We start from the raw sequence: 16,818 nt of genomic DNA on the forward strand, positions 1-16,818 counted from the left end.
ATAAGTAGCTTTACAAACGCTTTCGCAGGGTTACCGGATTTCGGCGCTCAGTAGGAAGCGCTATCATTTAGGTATAACAACTATACAACGCCTGACCGGATTAAAGCTTGATTCCGGGAGGAAGGAAGGACAGGAGCATGATTGGAAAAACCAGTGAACTAAATCCTTTAATGACAGAGAAAAAGAAAGGTTATCCTGTACGGCGTTTATTCAAAGATTGGTCATCCTGGATATTAATTGTACCCACACTGTTTGCCTTTTTCTTTTTTTCCTGGCAGCCGCTCGTGAAGGGCATTGTGCTCTCTTTTTTCAATACTGAGGGTTATAATGCCGTAAGTTTCGCCGGACTGCAGAATTACAAGGATGTTATACAGAACTCGGCGTTTCAACAGACATTGACCAACTCTTTTGTGTATGTGTTCTGGTCACTACTGATCGGTTTTGCCGTACCCATTATTGTCGCTGTCGTGATTAATGAATTGAGACATGGGAAGTCATTTTTTCGCTTTTCGGTCTTTTTTCCGAGTATGGTTCCCGGCATTGCCGCTTCGATGTTATGGATGTTTTTGTTTGAGCCCGGAAAGGGTGGCGTGCTGAATATTATGCTGAGTGCCATGGGATTTCCGGTGCAGCAATGGCTTCAGGATCCGCAAATGACGATAATGCTGATTATCTTCACGATTACCTGGCGAAATTTCGGGGGAACAGTGCTGCTTTATCTGGCAAGTCTACAGAGTATTAATCATGATCTGTACGAAGCAGCCTCGATTGACGGTGCGAATGTATGGCGGAGATTCAAAAGTATCACCATTCCGCAAATCTCTAGCATGATCGGACTGATGATGATTTTGCAGATCAGCGGTGTATTCCAGATCTTCAATGAACCCCTGGTAATGACTGAGGGTGGACCGAACAATGCCTCAATGACCTTGATGCTGCAAAGCTATTATTATGCGTTCCGGAGTTTTGAAGCAGGCCATTCAATGGCGCTCGGGGTTATTACTTTTCTAGTCCTGATGGTGCTTACCATTATTTATTTCCGGCTGGATAAGAAATTGAACAGGGAGTAGAAGCTATGAAAACTAAAGAAGCATATGGCATTATCGGCAATATAGAATACAGATCACCTTGGGTGCGCCTGCTGTATTGGTGCATGTTCATTCTGATGATTGTGCTGGCCGCTGTCTGTATTTTGCCTCCGGTCTGGATTATGGTCTCAAGTCTGAAGGACATCAAAGAGTTTTATGCAATCCCGCCCACCCTGATCCCCCGCTCGTTCAATGTTGGCAAGCTATGGGAGACCTGGCAGGAGTTTAACTTCCTCAGTTATTATCTGAATACGGCTTATCTGGCCGCAGGTTCTGTACTGTTCTGCCTTACTTTTAACGGACTGGCCGGATATTTCTTCTCCAAGCTAAAGCCGCGGGGCAGTGCCCTGCTGTTTGCCCTGATCGTGTGGACCATGATGGTGCCGAATACAGTGGGCATGGTGCCGCTGTTTAAGAATCTGATTGATTTTCCGCTGTTGCACTTGAACCTGACCAATACTTACTGGCCGATGTGGTTTATGGCTGCTGTGAATCCGGTGGTAATTCTGATCTTCAAAAACTTTTTCGATACCATCCCACAAGCGCTGCTGGAAGCAGCCAAAATTGACGGAGCGAGCACCATCGGTATTTTTATTCGAGTCATTCTCCCGCTCAGCGGACCAGTTATGGCTACAATTACAATCCTTACGATGAACAGTGTCTGGCAGGACTTCTTCTGGCCCTTTATGGTGCTGAAGGATAAATCGACCTGGTCGGTCATTGTGGCTATTTACAATCTGAAGGCGACATTGCCGCAGGACATACAGTTTATTGCGTTGACGTTTGCGATTCTGCCGCCGATTATCCTGTTTATTTTTTTCCAAAAGTACATTATGAACGGGCAATCCTTCGGCGGCAGTATTAAAGGGTAACATCACCCGATCACAAACCATTTCACAGTTTTGCCCCGTAGGGTGCTGCAGAAGGTGCATGTTAAGATGATTTCAGATTCAAAAAGAAAGCGCTTTACATGTTGCGAAGAATGCTTTAACAATAAGACTAGGGGGAATTACATTGAAAAAAGGACACACCAAGAACCTGACAGCTACACTGGCACTTACGCTGCTTTTTTCTGCCGGACTGGCTGGCTGCGGAGGCGGCTCCAATGAGAAGAATGCCGGAGGAAAGACGGAGACAGCGGGCAATCAACAGGTGACGATCAAGGTCAGTAACTGGCCAAAGCCGAATGAGGAAGCCAAAATCGCCCAGTATGAGCAGGTCATGGCGAAGATGAAAGCCAATTATCCGGAAATTATTGTGGACAAAGATGAATGGGGGTATGACGTCAGCTCATTCCTGCCAAAAGCGGCCAGCGGCCAGCTTCCGACGGTATACGAAACCTTTTTTACAGAAACAAGCAAAATCATCAAGGCAAATTACGCCGCTGACATAACGGATACGATGAAAAAATATGGCTACGACAAGGCGATCAATCCAGATCTGCTGAAAATGGTTACCAAGGACGACAAGTATTATGGGATTCCGAAGGACGGATACGTCATCGGTATGCTCTACAATATGAATCTTTTCAAGGAGGCTGGACTGCTGGACGACAAGGGAATTCCTAAATTTCCTAAAACATATGAAGAGCTAGCAGAAACTGCGCAGATTATTAAACAAAAGACCGGTAAAGCCGGAATGTTCTTGCCTACAAAAAGTGGTCAAGGCGGTTGGATGTTCATGAACATTGCCTGGGCATACGGAGCAGAATTTGAAAAACAGGTAGACGGGAAATGGCAGGCGGTGTTCAATTCACCGGAAGCAGCAGCGGCCCTGCAATATGTGAAGGACTTAAAATGGAAATATGATGTACTGCCCGACAACAATCTGGTCGATGTTACGAACGATATGTTCCGCTTGTTCGGAACCGATCAGGTCGCTATGAGCTTCGGCACGAATGACTGGTCACCGGTCATCCAGCAACAGACTAAGATGTCCAAGGACAATGTGGCAATGTCCGCGCTTCCAGTAGGACCGATCGGGAAACCTGTAACCCTGCTCGGTGGCGGCCTATATATGTTCTCGCCTAATGTAACACCTGAGCAGATTGATGCCGGATTCAAATGGCTAAAAACCTACGGATTTACACCAGAGTCCTCTGAAGAGGCACTGACCGGTTGGGATATTGAGAAGAAGACACTGAGCGATCAAGGGCTGATCGTAGGGCCTTACGGGCTGCGGATTTGGACTGATGAGAAACGGATTGGAGAAGAACAAAAGATTCTCGACAAATACAACAACGTCAATCTGGATTTGTTCCGTGATTATATGGACAATGGCAGCAAAGGCATGCGGGCGGAAGAACCAGTCAACGCACAGGAATTGTACCAAAAGCTGGATATCGTACTGCAAACCGTACTGACGGACAAGAACGCAGATCCGCAACAGATCTTGGATAGGGCTGCCGAAGAATTCCAACGTGATTATCTCGATAAGGTTAAATAAAACGCAGACCAACGGCGACGTCGTCCTTCTGAAGGGCGGCGATGCCGTTTCTGCGTAGATTGCCTTAACTACTTAAATGAGATAAAGGAGATATGCATAACATGGCAGCAAAAGAATGGGGAGACTGGGGAGCACGCTGGATCTGGCCGCAGGAGGAGCAAGGATCAGCGGATAGGGAACAGCAGCACGAGCGTGCGTACTTTCGCAGAGTGTTCGAACTGCCAGCTGGTATCGGAAAGACCTGCACCCTGGATTTGGCCATTACCGCAGACAGCCGCTACAGGCTGTTCGTCAATGGGCAGCGTTTATGGGCCGGTCCTTGTAAAGGACATGGTCATATACAGTATTATGAAGAATTCAGTCTGGACAATGTTCTACAACCAGGTTTAAATGTGCTTGCTGTTATGGTCGTTCATTATGCAGGGACTACGCCCTTTGAACTGGGTGAAGACGGACCTTTGTCCGTCTGGCGCTCGCAAAAAGGCGGTCTGCTTGTGGAAGCGGCAGTTACACAAGGCGGGCAGCTAGTACAGGAGCTAAATACGGATAGCTCATGGAAAAGTATTAAGGATCGCAGCTATAAGCTCCAGCAGTTTCCGATCATACGCTGGATGGGTGGACTGGAAGAAGTGGGGGGTGACGCAGCGCTGCTGGATTGGACACTGCCCGAATATGATGACAGTGCCTGGCTTGCTACCGGAATTGTGCAACCGGTGCGGGATGAATATGGCCAATTAACCCCTTGGCAGCTGGCCCGGCGTCCGATTCCGCTGTTGTATGAGCGGGAGCAATTTTTTCTGAAGCTAATGCGCAGCAGTAGCGGGGTAGGGCAAGCCTTTTTTGAGGAAGGGCATAGTCTGGAGCTGCGAAATGGAGATGGCGGCGCTTCACCCAACGCAGTACTGCCTTCCGCTGGAATAACAATAGAAGCAGGGCAACATTTTTGGTTGGAGTTGGATGCTGGCGAGCTAACCACAGGGTATTTGCAGCTTAGACTTCTTGGAGGCAAAGGTAGCCGGATTACCCTACTATGCGCTGAGTGTTATGAAGAAGAAACGGGGGATGATGAGATTCGCCGCAAAGCTGTCCGCGATAATACGAAGGAACATGTATTAAGAGGGGGCTACGATAGCTATCACCCGGCAGGTTACGGCATCTCTGCGCGGATGGAAATCTACGAACCGTTCTGGTTCCGTACTTTCCGCTATGTACGGCTGGAAGTGCAGGCTGGTGTCGAGCCTCTAACGATTTCCAGCTTTAGCTATAGGGAGACCGGATATCCACTGCAGCCGGAAGGAAACTTTCACTGCTCCGATGAACAATATAACCAACTATGGGAGCTCAGTGTACGAACACTTCAGCGCTGCATGCATGAGACCTACGAGGATACTCCGTATTATGAACAGCTGCAGTATACCATGGATACCAAACTGATGATGGAGTTTACGTACCTATTATCAGGGGACGACCGGTTAGCGCGGAGAGCTATGGAAGATTATAAGGCCTCTCAGCTACCAAACGGGATGCTGCAAAGTCGCTATCCCTCTGTGCTGCCGCAGGTCATTCCTTCCTTCTCCCTATATTGGATCGGAATGATTCATGACCACTACAGATCCTTCGGGGATATGGCCTTGGTGAATCAGTACCGGTTAGCGCTGTTATCTGTGCTGGACTGGTTCGATCAACATCTGACTCCGGAGGGTCTGGTGGACAGAACGCCCCGCCAATATTGGAATTACTTCGATTGGGTGGAGGAATGGCCGCTCGGCGCACCGGATTGTACGGATGATGCACCCGCAACCGTACTGAGCCTGATGTATGCGGCCGCGCTGGAGCAAGCGGCTGAATTGCTTGCAGCCAGCGGTTGGACACAGATTGCTGGTGAACTGCGTCAACGCAAAGCGGCGGTCAACGCTGCGGTAATGGATTGCTGCCGGCTAACGAACAGTCTGCTGTTCCGCGACAGTCCGGAGGCAACTGCGGGAACGCAGCATAGCCAGCACACGCAGGTCTGGGCGGTTTTGGCGGGCACAGTGGATGTTGTAGAAGGGGCGGCACTGCTGGAGTCAACGTTAACAGACACATCACTGGCTAAGCTTTCGTTGCCGATGAGCTACTATCTATTCCGCGCGCTAGAGAAATGCGGAATGTATGACCGCTCGTTCGGACTATGGACACGGTGGTTGAAGCAGTTGGAGCTTAATCTCACTACACTTCCAGAAATAGATTCAACCGGCACCAGAAGTGACTGCCACGCATGGAGCGCACTGCCGATCACTGAGTTCACCAGAGGGATATTGGGTGTCCAACAAGGAATAGAGGGAATAACTATAAAGCCCCACTATGGAGAACTGCGGCAGGCCAGCGGAACCGTAAGTACAAGTATCGGCCCAATAAACATCAAATGGGAGATCCGTTCAGTAACAGGACAGGAGATCTTCCACATGAAAGCTTTTTGGCAAGCCGGATCGGCAATTACAATAATTCTGCCTAATCATGAAGTGCATGAGACAGATGAGGGTTCCTTTTACAAGGAGATCGACATTAGTCACCTTAGCTGTTAGTCTGATTTCAGTTGATTTTGTTTTCATGATTCATACACCGGAGGGGGATGGGGAAGTCATATGTTCAGATCGTTCGGCCGCAATATCCGCCTAGTCCTGGTGTTGTTCATTACTGTCTATATTGTCGCTTCGAGCTTCATTCTGTACCGTACTATGGAGCATAGAAGCCTTGACATGCTGCGGCAGCTATCCGTTCAGTACACTGGCCAGCAGCATAAGAACACACTTCTGTTCATGAACTGGCTGGAGGAGACCTCGAAGCTTATATCCAACAACCAGGTGGTGCAGAATGCGCTGAAAAAACCAACATATGACGGGGCAATCTCTCCGATACTTGAGGGCATACGTTCTTCCAGTAGTGACATTCTCGGCATTTACATTTGGGGAGAAGCAGGGGGAACTTACTCCTCGAGCAATGTTTCCGGGTTGCTGCCCTTTGCAGAGATCAAAAAAGAACCAGGGATGGAACAATTTCTAAATAACCGAGAGCAGGCTTTGCGCTGGACGGTGCTGAACCGGGAGCATCTAATGAATGCACCTTCGGATCTGCGCGACCGTCTGTTGCTTGAAGTAAAAATTAAGGGTTCGATGGGAGACGTCCTCGGTCTGCTCTCGCTCGAAGTGGAGATTGACAAGCTTTACAGCTTCTACCTATCTGGCGAGAATACAATCTACGGGGGAAATGAAGTTTACCTACTGACCGGAAACAGGAAGCTATTGAGTGCTGCCGATGTCCCGAAGGAGCGCCTGCAGGAGATCAAAGCAGCACTAGTTACTTCGGAAAAAGCTACCTTGCCTGAGCCTGTGACACAGGGTATCGATCAAAATAGTACAGGCAGAGGTGATGCAGATCTGCTGGAGCGGGAAACGGCTGACGGCCTGATTTTGCTCTATCCACTACCGGAATCGGCAGAGCGGATTGTCACCTATATCTCAGCAGATGGCATGAATGCAGAGCTGCGAACGTTTAAGTATTTAATGCTCGCCCTGAACCTCGTAGTGTTCATAGTGTTCTGGCTGCTGATCTCAGTGCTTAGCGGCAGTATAGTTAATCCACTGAAGCAGTTGTACCTGAAGATTAATTCAACAATGAAAGACTAAGATAAGATGGAGTCTGAATCATGAAAATCGCTAACCGAAGTGTATTTCATACATCTAGCTTGGGCAATAAACGGATGAAGTAAGATATAGTTGTATTCAGTACACTTATTATTCGGAAAGTTAGTTGCTGCCAACAGAATTGGAACGTATAGATGTACCAAATACATTTAAACTTCTGCTCGCTGCAAAAAAAGGGTGCTTTAGCTGTATTAAATACAACTAAAGCACCTATAATTCTCGAAAGTATCTTTAATTTGCCACTACTCAGAATAAAACAAGAAATCGTTTTTTTAAGCAAAGTAGAAGTCCCGCTTACCCACTCAAAAAGGTTCGATTTCTTTGTTATGTCCGCATTTATAAACTAAATTCGCTAATTGGGCAGTTCCTTCTTCAAGTTGATCGTAACCGTGGTGCCTTGCCCCGGCGTGCTGGAGATACTTAAACCATATTGAGGACCATATTCAAGTTTAATTCGTTCGTCCACATTTCTTAGTCCATACCCGCTCTGAAACAACACATCTTCCTTGGCTTGGCTAAGCGTCGCACCGTTGGAAAATCCCACCCCGTCATCAGTCACTGTGAAGCGAATCTCATCTGCCACTAATTCGCCTTTAATCCAGATTCGGCCCATCCCGCGTTTCTCGCTGATGCCGTGTTTGATCGCATTCTCTGCAATAGGCTGAAGAATCAGCTTCAGAATGCGAACCTTGCGCAGCGATTCCTCAATCTCGTATTCAATCTCGAACTTATCCGGAAACCTCATTTGCTCAACTGTCACAAAACTCTGCACCAAGCGGATTTCTTCGTCCACGGTCACGAACTTGTCGCCTTTATGCAGGCTGATTCGAAAAAAGGTAGCTAATGAAGAAATCAGCCGTTCGATATCGGGCTGCTTCTTCAGTCGGGCAATCCAGGCAATTGCATCCAGTGTGTTGTAGAGAAAATGGGGATTGATCTGTGATTGAAGTGCGGTCAGCTCAGCTTTCCGTTGCTTTTCTTTCTCCTCATCTTTCTCCAGCATTAATTGGCTGATCCGCTCCACCATCTGATAGTAGCTGTACTCAAGCTGAAAAATCTCATCAACCTGACCGCGCTGTTCATAAACAGCGGCCAGATCTTTTTTGCCAAACAGGCTCAGCTTCTTCTTCAAGTTCAGCAGTGGACGGGTGATTTTGGCTGCCAGATAGAAGGAAAAAATCAGCAGCACAATAAAGGTAACGCTGGCGAACAGAAGCGCATTTTGATTGCCTTTGGCGATTCCCGAGAGCAGTTTGTGATTGGAAATCACACTGGTGAATTCCCAGCTGACCCCAAGTGTCTCCAACCGGGGATTCAAAGGATAAGTAGCAATGATGTAGGAATTTCCGTTATCTGACCAGGTACGATAGCCTTCTTTTTTACCTGGGCGAAGAGGGGCGTTTTCCTCCAAAAAATTGCCCAAGAGCCGTTTGTCGGGGTGAGAAATAATCCGATTGTCGGAAGTCAGGAAGGAGTAGCCGATGCCAGTGAAGCTGGAGGAATACAGGTCCGCCAAAGCAGCCTCCCTGACATAAATGATCACGACCCCGATATTTTGTCCAGTATTGAAATTGCGGAACTGCTGGCCGAATGGAATATACGCATTGCCTTCTCCATCCCGTTTGATCTCACCGACAACAGGCATGCTGCTCTCCTGAATGCGTTTGATGAACAGGGCTTCAGGCACTTCCAGCATCTGCTCCTTAGACTGGTAAGAATAAAGCATATTATCGTTGGTGCTGATAATTACATTACCCACCAGGTCGTTCTGGGCCAGCATACCGTCGATGATAGCTCCAATTCGCGATTCCTTGTCAGCTGACGGCAGGGAATCGTTATTGATGATTTGGTAGATATCACTGTTCACCAGAAACCGCAGAAACAACATTTGAATGTCATCGACCATGAGCTCCACGCTAAGCCCAATTTGGCGCTGAGTCTGAACGACATGGCGGTACAGATCCTTTTGCAGGTAGGTATAGGAATAAAAATTGAAAATAACGAGCATCAGCACCAGATGCAGAGACAGTCCTGCTAACAGAACAACAACAATCCGGCTTTTGATCTTGAACCGCCTCATCCAGGAATCCATCCGGTTGGCTAGTCTCCGCTTACCCATAGGTTTTTGCATATTCGCTCGGCGGGATGCCCGTCATTTTTTTGAAGATCTGGCTAAAGTATTTGGAGTCAGTGAAGCCGACCTGATTGCCAACCTCGTACACCCGATACTTCGGATTGCGCAGCATACGTTTGGCCTCCTCGATACGGTATTCCGTCAGACATTCGTAAAAGGTTTTGTTCAGATCTTTACGGAATAGATGCATCAAATGGGTTGGACTGACGAAGACCGCCGCAGCAACCATCTCAACGGTAATGTTTCCGGCATAGTGCTCCCGAATAAAAGCGAGTGCGTCCCTGATTTCGCGCCGGCACCGAGCCCCAGCCTCTTCTTCAGCATACAGCACACGTTCTATGCCAGAAAGGGCACGCTGCGCAGCAAGTACAGCCTGCTGGTATGAATCTACGATCCCGTTCCATTCTCCCGCAGGTTTACCTATGCCGACGCTTAAGGCCTGGCCGAAGTGCTGTTGGCTCCATTCAGATAGTTGTTTGCCCAATTTTCGTGCAGAATCTCCGGCCAGCTCTGGTTCCCCGGTCCGAAGGATCATAACCCACTCCAGATGGCTGTCCCGGAATAGACACAGTTGCTCAAAAGAATGCGCTTCCAGAATAGTCGCCGCTGCATCCTCCAGCGCTTTGCCTACAGTATTTCCTTGAAGGCCGTTATCAGGAGGAAAGGTAATGGACAGCGGTAGGATAGCTTTTCCAGGTTCCAATTGCAGTTCCAGTAATTTTATCTTATTTGAAATAAACTCTTCGTCATGCAGTTGGTCATGCAGCAAATCCTGCCAGAACTGCTTGGAGATCGAGGCCAATTCCTCATTAAGCTGTGAATACCGCTTGGAGAGTTGCTTTTTGCCAAGGATTTCATCCCCGACGCTTCGAACTGTATTTGCAAGTTCTTCTATATTAATGGGCTTTAGCAAATAGGTGGAGGCGCCATAACGCAAAGCAGCCTGCGCATATTGAAATTCGTCATAACCGCTGAGCACGACAATCCCTACGAGCATGTCCTGTTCCCGTATTTTTTCGATGAGCTCAAGACCGTTCATATACGGCATACGAATATCGGTAATGATCACATCTGGACGGTGCTGTAGGGCAAGCTCCAATCCTTCCTCGCCATTGCTGGCTTCTCCTATGATCTCGACGTTGTATTCTGCCCAGTCTATGGTCTGAGTGATGCCCATGCGGACCAGATATTCGTCATCCACTACAAGCGCTTTCAACATTGGCTTCACCTCGAAGTAGTTTCTAATATGTCTTACAGCCATTATAAACATGAAACCTCTTAAAGAGGAGGTATAATTTCTGAGGTTGTCAGGATCGCAAACGATTTCGCAGTATATTCCCCGGTGACTCTGCGCAGTGACTGCCACGTAGCGTAAGGATCAAACATTTCAACAGCTTCGCAAACCGTTTCATAGGATTCCATCCTAACTTTTGCAAAATCCACTGTGATAGACTTTAAGCGTAAAAGAGCAGTAAGCGCTTTTATAAACATAGAGAGATCGAAATTGAACGTTGTAGGAGGAGTACACTAGATGCAAGATTCATTTATTCCATTTGGGTTTCAATATTACCGTTCCCCGACCCCCTTCCGTGATCAATGGGAACAAGACCTAAGCAATATTGCCGGACAGGGCTTCAATTGTGTGAAATATTGGGTACAATGGCGCGCGAGTGTGTCCAAAGAAGGGACCTATCATTTCGATGATATTCAGGAGCTAATGGATATTGCGCAGAGGAATGGTTTGAAGGTCATTTTGAATGTAATTTTCGACGTGGCGCCGGCCTGGTTCTATAAAAAATATCCTGATTCCAAAATGGTTACAGCGGACGGTTCCATTCTGGAACCAAGGGCGATTAACTGCCGCCAGATCGGCGGAGCGCCGGGGCCCTGTTATCATCATGCAGCTGCCGCCGAAGAAAAGGCAAAGTTTCTGGCGGAGACGGTGAAGACTTTTAAGGATCATCCGGCGCTCTGGGTCTGGGATTTATGGAATGAGCCTGAACTAACCACAGGAATCAAGCGCAAGCTGTCTTTTGACAACCAGGTGTGTTATTGCGAGCAATCGCTGTTGGTGTTCCAAGAACGGCTAAAAAATAAATATGTTACTTTGGAAGCCCTCAATGAATCATGGCAGCGGACTTACGGGAGCTGGGAGGAAGTAGAGGCACCGCGTGGACAAGGCGTATTTAATGATCTGGTGGATTGGCGCCTGTTCATGTCCGGTACTTTAACGGATGAGCTGCGGAGCCGGGTAGATATAGTGAAGTCACTGGATCTTTTGCATCCTGTTATGGCCCACACTGTGCCCGCCCCTATCTTTAATATGATTACAGCGGGTTCGGACGACTTCAAGCTGGCTGAGCCCTGTGACTTGACAGGCAATAGCCTTGGGTCCTCGGCCTGGTCTGCTGATCTACTGATCTCTGCCGCCAAAGGTAAACCCATTATCAATTCGGAGATTCATGCTTTGCCAGGCAATACTGCAATGAAGCCGCGTCAGCCGGACCTGCGGGAAATGAAACGGCATATTCTGACCCCGCTCGCTCGTGGCATCACGGGATATTTGTTCTGGCAGTACAGACCAGAGATATTGGGACAGGAGGCCCCTGCATGGGGCAGTGTATATTTGGACGGAAGTCCAACCCCATGGTACAAGGATATGGCTCATCTAAATAAGCTGGTGCAAAACAATAAGCAAGAGCTGATGCATGCAAAACGGCGCGGAGACGGGATTGCCATTCTGTTCAGTCCGCAGAACCAGGTTGCTAACTTTGCGGCACATGATCATCTGGACACCTACAACGATTCCTTACAAGGCGCCCATAAACTACTGCATGAGCTCAATTATAAAGTTGAATTTCTGCATGAGACGGATGTTAACGAGAAGACACTGGAGCAATACCACTGCTTGTGGATGCCCTATCCTCTATATTTGAACCGCAAACTGTGTGACATCCTACGCGAGTGGGTGGAAAAGGGCGGGATCTTGATTTCGGAATGCTCGTTCGGTGCACTTCAGGCAGAGAATGGCTGCCACAGCTATACGGTGCCCGGTTATGGATTTGACCAGGTGTTCGGGGTCCGTGAGACTTGGATTCATTCCGCTGAGAACCTGGATCACAGCTATCATCAGGTTGCGTTCGAATCACGGACAGCGATTCCGTTGCGGAATGTTATGGAGCACAGCAAGGCGGAGGAATCGGCAGCAGACGATACGGCGCACGGATCCTATTACAAATCGGATATAGAGCTGGAAAGCCATGTGAAGGTACTGGCTGAATTTGCCGAGGACCGCATGCCTGTGTTGACTACCGCCGCTTATGGCAACGGGCGTGCCGTATGGTTCGGTACCTTGCTTGCGGCTGCCTACTGGCAGGATGGACATCCCGGAACGCTTCAGCTGGTGCGGGATCTATTACAGAAGGAACTAAAGCTGCAGCCGTATGTACAAGCAAGCGGCGGTGTCCGCGCGGATCTCTCCGAGTGGGAAGGTGAGCAGGACCGAGGGGCATTTCTTTATGTTCATAATGAAGGGGATATGGCGGTTAAGGCTGACGTTACGCTGGGTATTGTTTATACTTCTGTCGAACCGTGGTTTGATGATGGCAGCGCTGAAATTCAACCAATGAATCTATTGAAACCCACAACTACAAAACTGACTGTGCGGGTGGAAGCTGGAGATGTTCAAGTATTCCGATTATCTTAACCGGTATCAGTAAAGAGCGGAGAATATAGAGCCGGTGAAAACTGGCTAAAGGAGTGTATCTATTTGGGTTGGTTAGATTATGTAAATCCATTACAGGGGACGGAGTCAGATTTCCGGTATTCACATGGCAATACACTGCCACTTACAGCGATGCCATTTGGTATGGCGGCTTGGTGCCCGCAAACCTATGAAGCAGGTGGAACCTGGTTCTTCCACCCGCGCCATCGCCACCTAGAGGGCATCCGGCTGACCCATCAGCCCAGCCCGTGGATCGGAGATTATGGGCATCTGATCCTGTTGCCGCAGACAGGTCCACTGCTCCTCAGTCCCGGTTCACGTTCTTCTTCCTTCAAAACGGAAGAGATGCAAGTGTCCCCTCACTATTTCGATGTGTTTCTTCAACGTTACCGCACCCGGCTTGAGCTGACTCCAACCGAACGTTGTGCAGCGATAAGAATAACTTTCGCTGAGAGGCAGCAGAACAGGCTTATTATAGCACCTCTGAAAGGTGAGTCACATCTCACCTTCCAGCCGGATAAACGTAGAATCACCGGCTACACAAGAGGCCATACCGCCGGGGTGCCCGATAATTTCGCGATGTATTTCGTGTTCCAGTTCGATAGGGATTTTCACATGGAGGAGTCGGGAATCTTTAACGGAGATTATCAGCCACTGGGGACCCATGAAGGGACTGGCGAACGACTGGGCGCTTATGTAGGAATAGCTGCACCGGAATCTGGCATAGTGGGAGTGAAGTGCGGGACTTCCTTTATTAGCGGAGAGCAGGCGCTGCTTAATCTGAACCGAGAGATTGGGGAAGACGGCTTCGGAGAGATCTTGAATAGAGCAGAGGCAAGCTGGGAAGAACGGTTGGGGCGCATTGTTGCTGAAAGCGCAGATGAAGAGAACCTCCGCACCTTTTACAGCTGCATGTACCGAATCTGCCTGTTCCCGAGAACGTGGCATGAATATAACGAGCAGAACGAGAAAATCCATTACAGCCCTTTTAATGGCAGCATCTGCCAGGGTCCAATGTATTCGGATATCGGGCTGTGGGATGTATACCGAACCAGCCTTCCTTTATACAGTATCTTATTCCCATCTTTATTGGGTGAGATTATGCAGGCGTGGACATTGGCATACAAGGAGAGCGGCTGGCTGCCAAAGTGGCTGTCACCAGGGGAGCGCAGTGCCATGCCAGGCACACTGATTGATGCCGCAGCTGCGGATGCCGTGGTTAAGGGCATCGGCGGATTTGATACAGAGGTACTGTATGAAGGTCTTCTGAAGCATGCAGATCGTCCATCAGTGGACGAGAAGCTGGGCAGAAGGGGCCTTGAATTGTACTTGCAGCAGGGTTATCTGCCGCATGACCGTTTCCATGAAAGTGTAAGCAACACGTTGGATTATGTATACGGAGATTTCTGTATTGCGCAGATTGCCAAAACACTTGGCAAAATGGATGATTATGAGCGTTTTATGGCTCGGGCACAGAATTATAAGCTGCTGTTTGATCCAACAGTTGGGTTTATGAGAGGTCGCAATGAGGACGGTACTTGGCAGGAAGCATTTGATCCTCTGGAGTGGGGTAATCCGTTTTGTGAAGGCGGGGCTTGGCAGGGGAGCTGGGCTGTGCCCCACGACTTCCCGGGACTAGCCGGGCTGATGGGCGGTGAAGAGGCTTTTGTCCAGCGTCTGGATCAGTTGATGGCTGAGGAACCTGTATTTAAAGTGGGATCCTATGGTTTGGAAATACACGAAATGTCGGAAATGGCCTCCGCCGATCTGGGGCAGTTTGCCATCAGCAATCAGCCGAGCTTCCACATTCCTTATATATTTGCCAGACTCGGTGTGCTGTGCAAAACGCAGTATTGGGTCCGCAAAACCATGGCCGAACTGTTCAGCAGCCAGATGGATGGTTTACCCGGCGACGAAGATAACGGCAGCATGGGTGCTTGGTTTATTTGGAGCGCCATCGGCCTGTACCCGTTAAGTCCCGGAATTCCTGAATATGTGCTCGGCAGCCCGCTTTTTGATAAGGTAACTATTCAGCTTGAAAATGGGCAGCAATGGATCATTGAAGCAGAGAACAACAGCCCCGCCAATGTGTACAGCAAATCGGTCCACTGGAACGGATCGCTATGGGAGCACCACTCTCTGTCACATGACGAGATTGTCAAAGGTGGAGTCTTGAATTTCTGTATGTTTTCGGGCACAGATCAGTCTTAAGAACAATGCAAAGCAGTCTGGAAAATTCCGGACTGCCTTTGTTTTTATTAGATGATTTTACAATCAAAAAAAATTGAGGAACACACTGAATCAGTGATGAATGCAAATCGACTTTTCTATAAATCACTCCGATCCCGTAATTGCATGGATATCATGCTTGATATACAACAATCTGCTGCTCAATCCCGACAAACGCGCTGAATTCCTGCACATTGTACAACATTCCACGTTCGAATACGTAACTTCTCTATTCTCCGACAGCATTTTTTTATAGGGCGAAAACTGGGCTTTACGGTCAAATCGTGAAATGGCAAACCATTTCGCAGCTTTCTCGCCTGTTATTTCAAGGTAAACATGTCTAATATCGAAGAGAATGAAAGCGCTTAACACCAAGGAAGAGAGGAGGAATCAATATATGACTCTAAAACTTCATTCCAAAAGAAATCAGCTAATCGTTATTCTGACCGCTCTGTTAGCAGGAAGCCTGCTGCTGATTGGTGCGAAGAAGTTGCAAGCTCCACAAGCAGAAGAAATGCTTCTGACCCTTAACGGGCAGGAGGCCACAGCAGCGGAGTTCAACTGGCATCTTCAAATGAATCGGGCACTGATTGTTGATTATTTTAAACAAACTTACAACGCCGACTATTCAAAAGACTTCTGGTCTGCCTACTATTCCGGCGAAAATCCAATGCAGAAATGGATCAATACAGCTCAAACTCAGCTTTTGACGAAGCGGATGGAGCTACAGCTTGCTCAAGAAGCAGGAGTCGTAACGGATATCAGTTTTGAAGGTTTTCTCAAGGAAATGGAGCGCGAGAATAATCGGCGGAGTCAGGCAGCAGCGAATAAGGAGGTGGTGTATGGTCCTCTTCATCTGGAGGCGCAGGCCTATTTCAGTTATTACATGAGCAACCTTGAGGAAGCCACGATTGAGGCAATGCGCAGTAACGGAAGTATCGTGATTTCAGACGAACAGGTGAAATTGGAATATGCAGCAAATCTAATTGCGAAATATTCTCTGCCGGGAACGATTCGTCTGGAATGGGCAACGCTTCCCTTTGGCCCAGAAACAGAGTACAAAGATCAGCAAAAAGCCTTAGAAAGAATGGAAAAGCTCCATGCAATAGCAACAGCGACAGCAGCAACAGATTCTTCAGGCACAGGCTTCCAAGACCAGGCAAAAGAGTTTGGCGTAAACGTTGGCGAGGTGAAAATAACAAGTGCTTCACGGCGAACAGCAGCTCTGGAAAATCCAAAGGTATTGCTTACCGCAGAGCAACTGGCGCCGGGAGAGATTAGCAGTTTGTTTGCTGAAAATGGGGCTATCCATCTACTTTACTGCCTGTCGGCAGATGATGCAGCTGTTCAGCCGCTCGATCATGTGAAGGATGCCATCGCACTGAATTTGGCGCAGCAGAAGTATAGATCCATTGTGGACGAAAAGCTGTCCGAAGCTGTCGTGGAATGGAATTACCCGATGGCTGAAGGTCTCGCAAACCAAACCATCCAATAAATGTTCAAGGGGGAATAATA

General features: G+C 48.3%; 10 protein-coding genes. 8 read left to right on the forward strand and 2 right to left on the reverse strand.

Annotated features, from left to right (window positions below; all coding sequences use genetic code 11):
• The first annotated feature begins 137 nt into the window (after positions 1 to 137).
• From MHB56_RS29290 to MHB56_RS29310, 5 genes are all read left to right on the forward strand, one after another.
• Positions 138 to 1,070: a carbohydrate ABC transporter permease gene (locus tag MHB56_RS29290; RefSeq protein ID WP_197740348.1), complete on the forward strand. Its 933-nt coding sequence runs from the start codon at positions 138 to 140 to the stop codon at positions 1,068 to 1,070.
• Positions 1,071 to 1,075: 5 nt separating this feature from the next.
• Positions 1,076 to 1,960, forward strand: a complete 885-nt coding sequence (locus tag MHB56_RS29295; RefSeq protein WP_051490964.1) for a carbohydrate ABC transporter permease — start codon at positions 1,076 to 1,078, stop codon at positions 1,958 to 1,960.
• Positions 1,961 to 2,102: 142 nt separating this feature from the next.
• Positions 2,103 to 3,533, forward strand: coding sequence for an ABC transporter substrate-binding protein (locus MHB56_RS29300; RefSeq protein WP_081383668.1), 1,431 nt, complete (start codon positions 2,103 to 2,105; stop codon positions 3,531 to 3,533).
• Positions 3,534 to 3,634: 101 nt separating this feature from the next.
• Positions 3,635 to 6,097, forward strand: coding sequence for an alpha-L-rhamnosidase-related protein (locus MHB56_RS29305; protein WP_341144335.1), 2,463 nt, complete (start codon positions 3,635 to 3,637; stop codon positions 6,095 to 6,097).
• A 60-nt stretch (positions 6,098 to 6,157) separates the two neighbouring features.
• Positions 6,158 to 7,198 (forward strand): hypothetical protein, encoded by a 1,041-nt coding sequence (locus MHB56_RS29310; protein ID WP_280752977.1) that lies wholly within the window; start codon positions 6,158 to 6,160, stop codon positions 7,196 to 7,198.
• Between the two features lie 370 nt (positions 7,199 to 7,568).
• Here the strand turns inward: MHB56_RS29310 and MHB56_RS29315 are convergent, their stop codons facing one another.
• Both MHB56_RS29315 and MHB56_RS29320 read right to left on the reverse strand, forming a co-directional pair.
• Positions 7,569 to 9,296 (reverse strand): cache domain-containing sensor histidine kinase, encoded by a 1,728-nt coding sequence (locus MHB56_RS29315; protein ID WP_280752978.1) that lies wholly within the window; start codon positions 9,294 to 9,296, stop codon positions 7,569 to 7,571.
• Between the two features lie 31 nt (positions 9,297 to 9,327).
• A complete protein-coding gene (locus tag MHB56_RS29320) occupies positions 9,328 to 10,611 on the reverse strand; it encodes a response regulator (RefSeq protein WP_341144336.1) in 1,284 nt (427 codons plus the stop codon).
• A 270-nt stretch (positions 10,612 to 10,881) separates the two neighbouring features.
• Between MHB56_RS29320 and MHB56_RS29325 the strand changes: the two genes are divergently transcribed.
• From MHB56_RS29325 to MHB56_RS29335, 3 genes are all read left to right on the forward strand, one after another.
• On the forward strand, positions 10,882 to 13,056 hold the full coding sequence (locus MHB56_RS29325) for a beta-galactosidase (RefSeq protein WP_341144337.1): 2,175 nt from the start codon (positions 10,882 to 10,884) through the stop codon (positions 13,054 to 13,056).
• 63 nt (positions 13,057 to 13,119) lie between these two features.
• Positions 13,120 to 15,285, forward strand: coding sequence for a GH92 family glycosyl hydrolase (locus MHB56_RS29330; protein WP_280752980.1), 2,166 nt, complete (start codon positions 13,120 to 13,122; stop codon positions 15,283 to 15,285).
• Positions 15,286 to 15,700: 415 nt separating this feature from the next.
• Positions 15,701 to 16,798, forward strand: a complete 1,098-nt coding sequence (locus MHB56_RS29335; RefSeq protein ID WP_076218696.1) for a hypothetical protein — start codon at positions 15,701 to 15,703, stop codon at positions 16,796 to 16,798.
• The last annotated feature ends 20 nt before the right edge of the window (positions 16,799 to 16,818 follow it).

Source organism: Paenibacillus sp. FSL H8-0315, from assembly GCF_038005365.1.
GTDB lineage: Bacteria > Bacillota > Bacilli > Paenibacillales > Paenibacillaceae > Paenibacillus_AQ > Paenibacillus_AQ odorifer.

What these genes read in the sequence shown, in the direction of transcription:
- MHB56_RS29310 (WP_280752977.1), top strand. Translation starts at nt 6,158, where the DNA reads ATGTTCAGATCGTTCGGCCGCAATATCCGCCTAGTCCTGGTGTTGTTC.
- MHB56_RS29290 (WP_197740348.1), top strand. Translation starts at nt 138, where the DNA reads ATGATTGGAAAAACCAGTGAACTAAATCCTTTAATGACAGAGAAAAAG.
- MHB56_RS29335 (WP_076218696.1), top strand. Translation starts at nt 15,701, where the DNA reads ATGACTCTAAAACTTCATTCCAAAAGAAATCAGCTAATCGTTATTCTG.
- MHB56_RS29325 (WP_341144337.1), top strand. Translation starts at nt 10,882, where the DNA reads ATGCAAGATTCATTTATTCCATTTGGGTTTCAATATTACCGTTCCCCG.
- MHB56_RS29315 (WP_280752978.1), bottom strand. Translation starts at nt 9,296, where the DNA reads ATGAGGCGGTTCAAGATCAAAAGCCGGATTGTTGTTGTTCTGTTAGCA.
- MHB56_RS29305 (WP_341144335.1), top strand. Translation starts at nt 3,635, where the DNA reads ATGGCAGCAAAAGAATGGGGAGACTGGGGAGCACGCTGGATCTGGCCG.
- MHB56_RS29320 (WP_341144336.1), bottom strand. Translation starts at nt 10,611, where the DNA reads ATGGCTGTAAGACATATTAGAAACTACTTCGAGGTGAAGCCAATGTTG.
- MHB56_RS29295 (WP_051490964.1), top strand. Translation starts at nt 1,076, where the DNA reads ATGAAAACTAAAGAAGCATATGGCATTATCGGCAATATAGAATACAGA.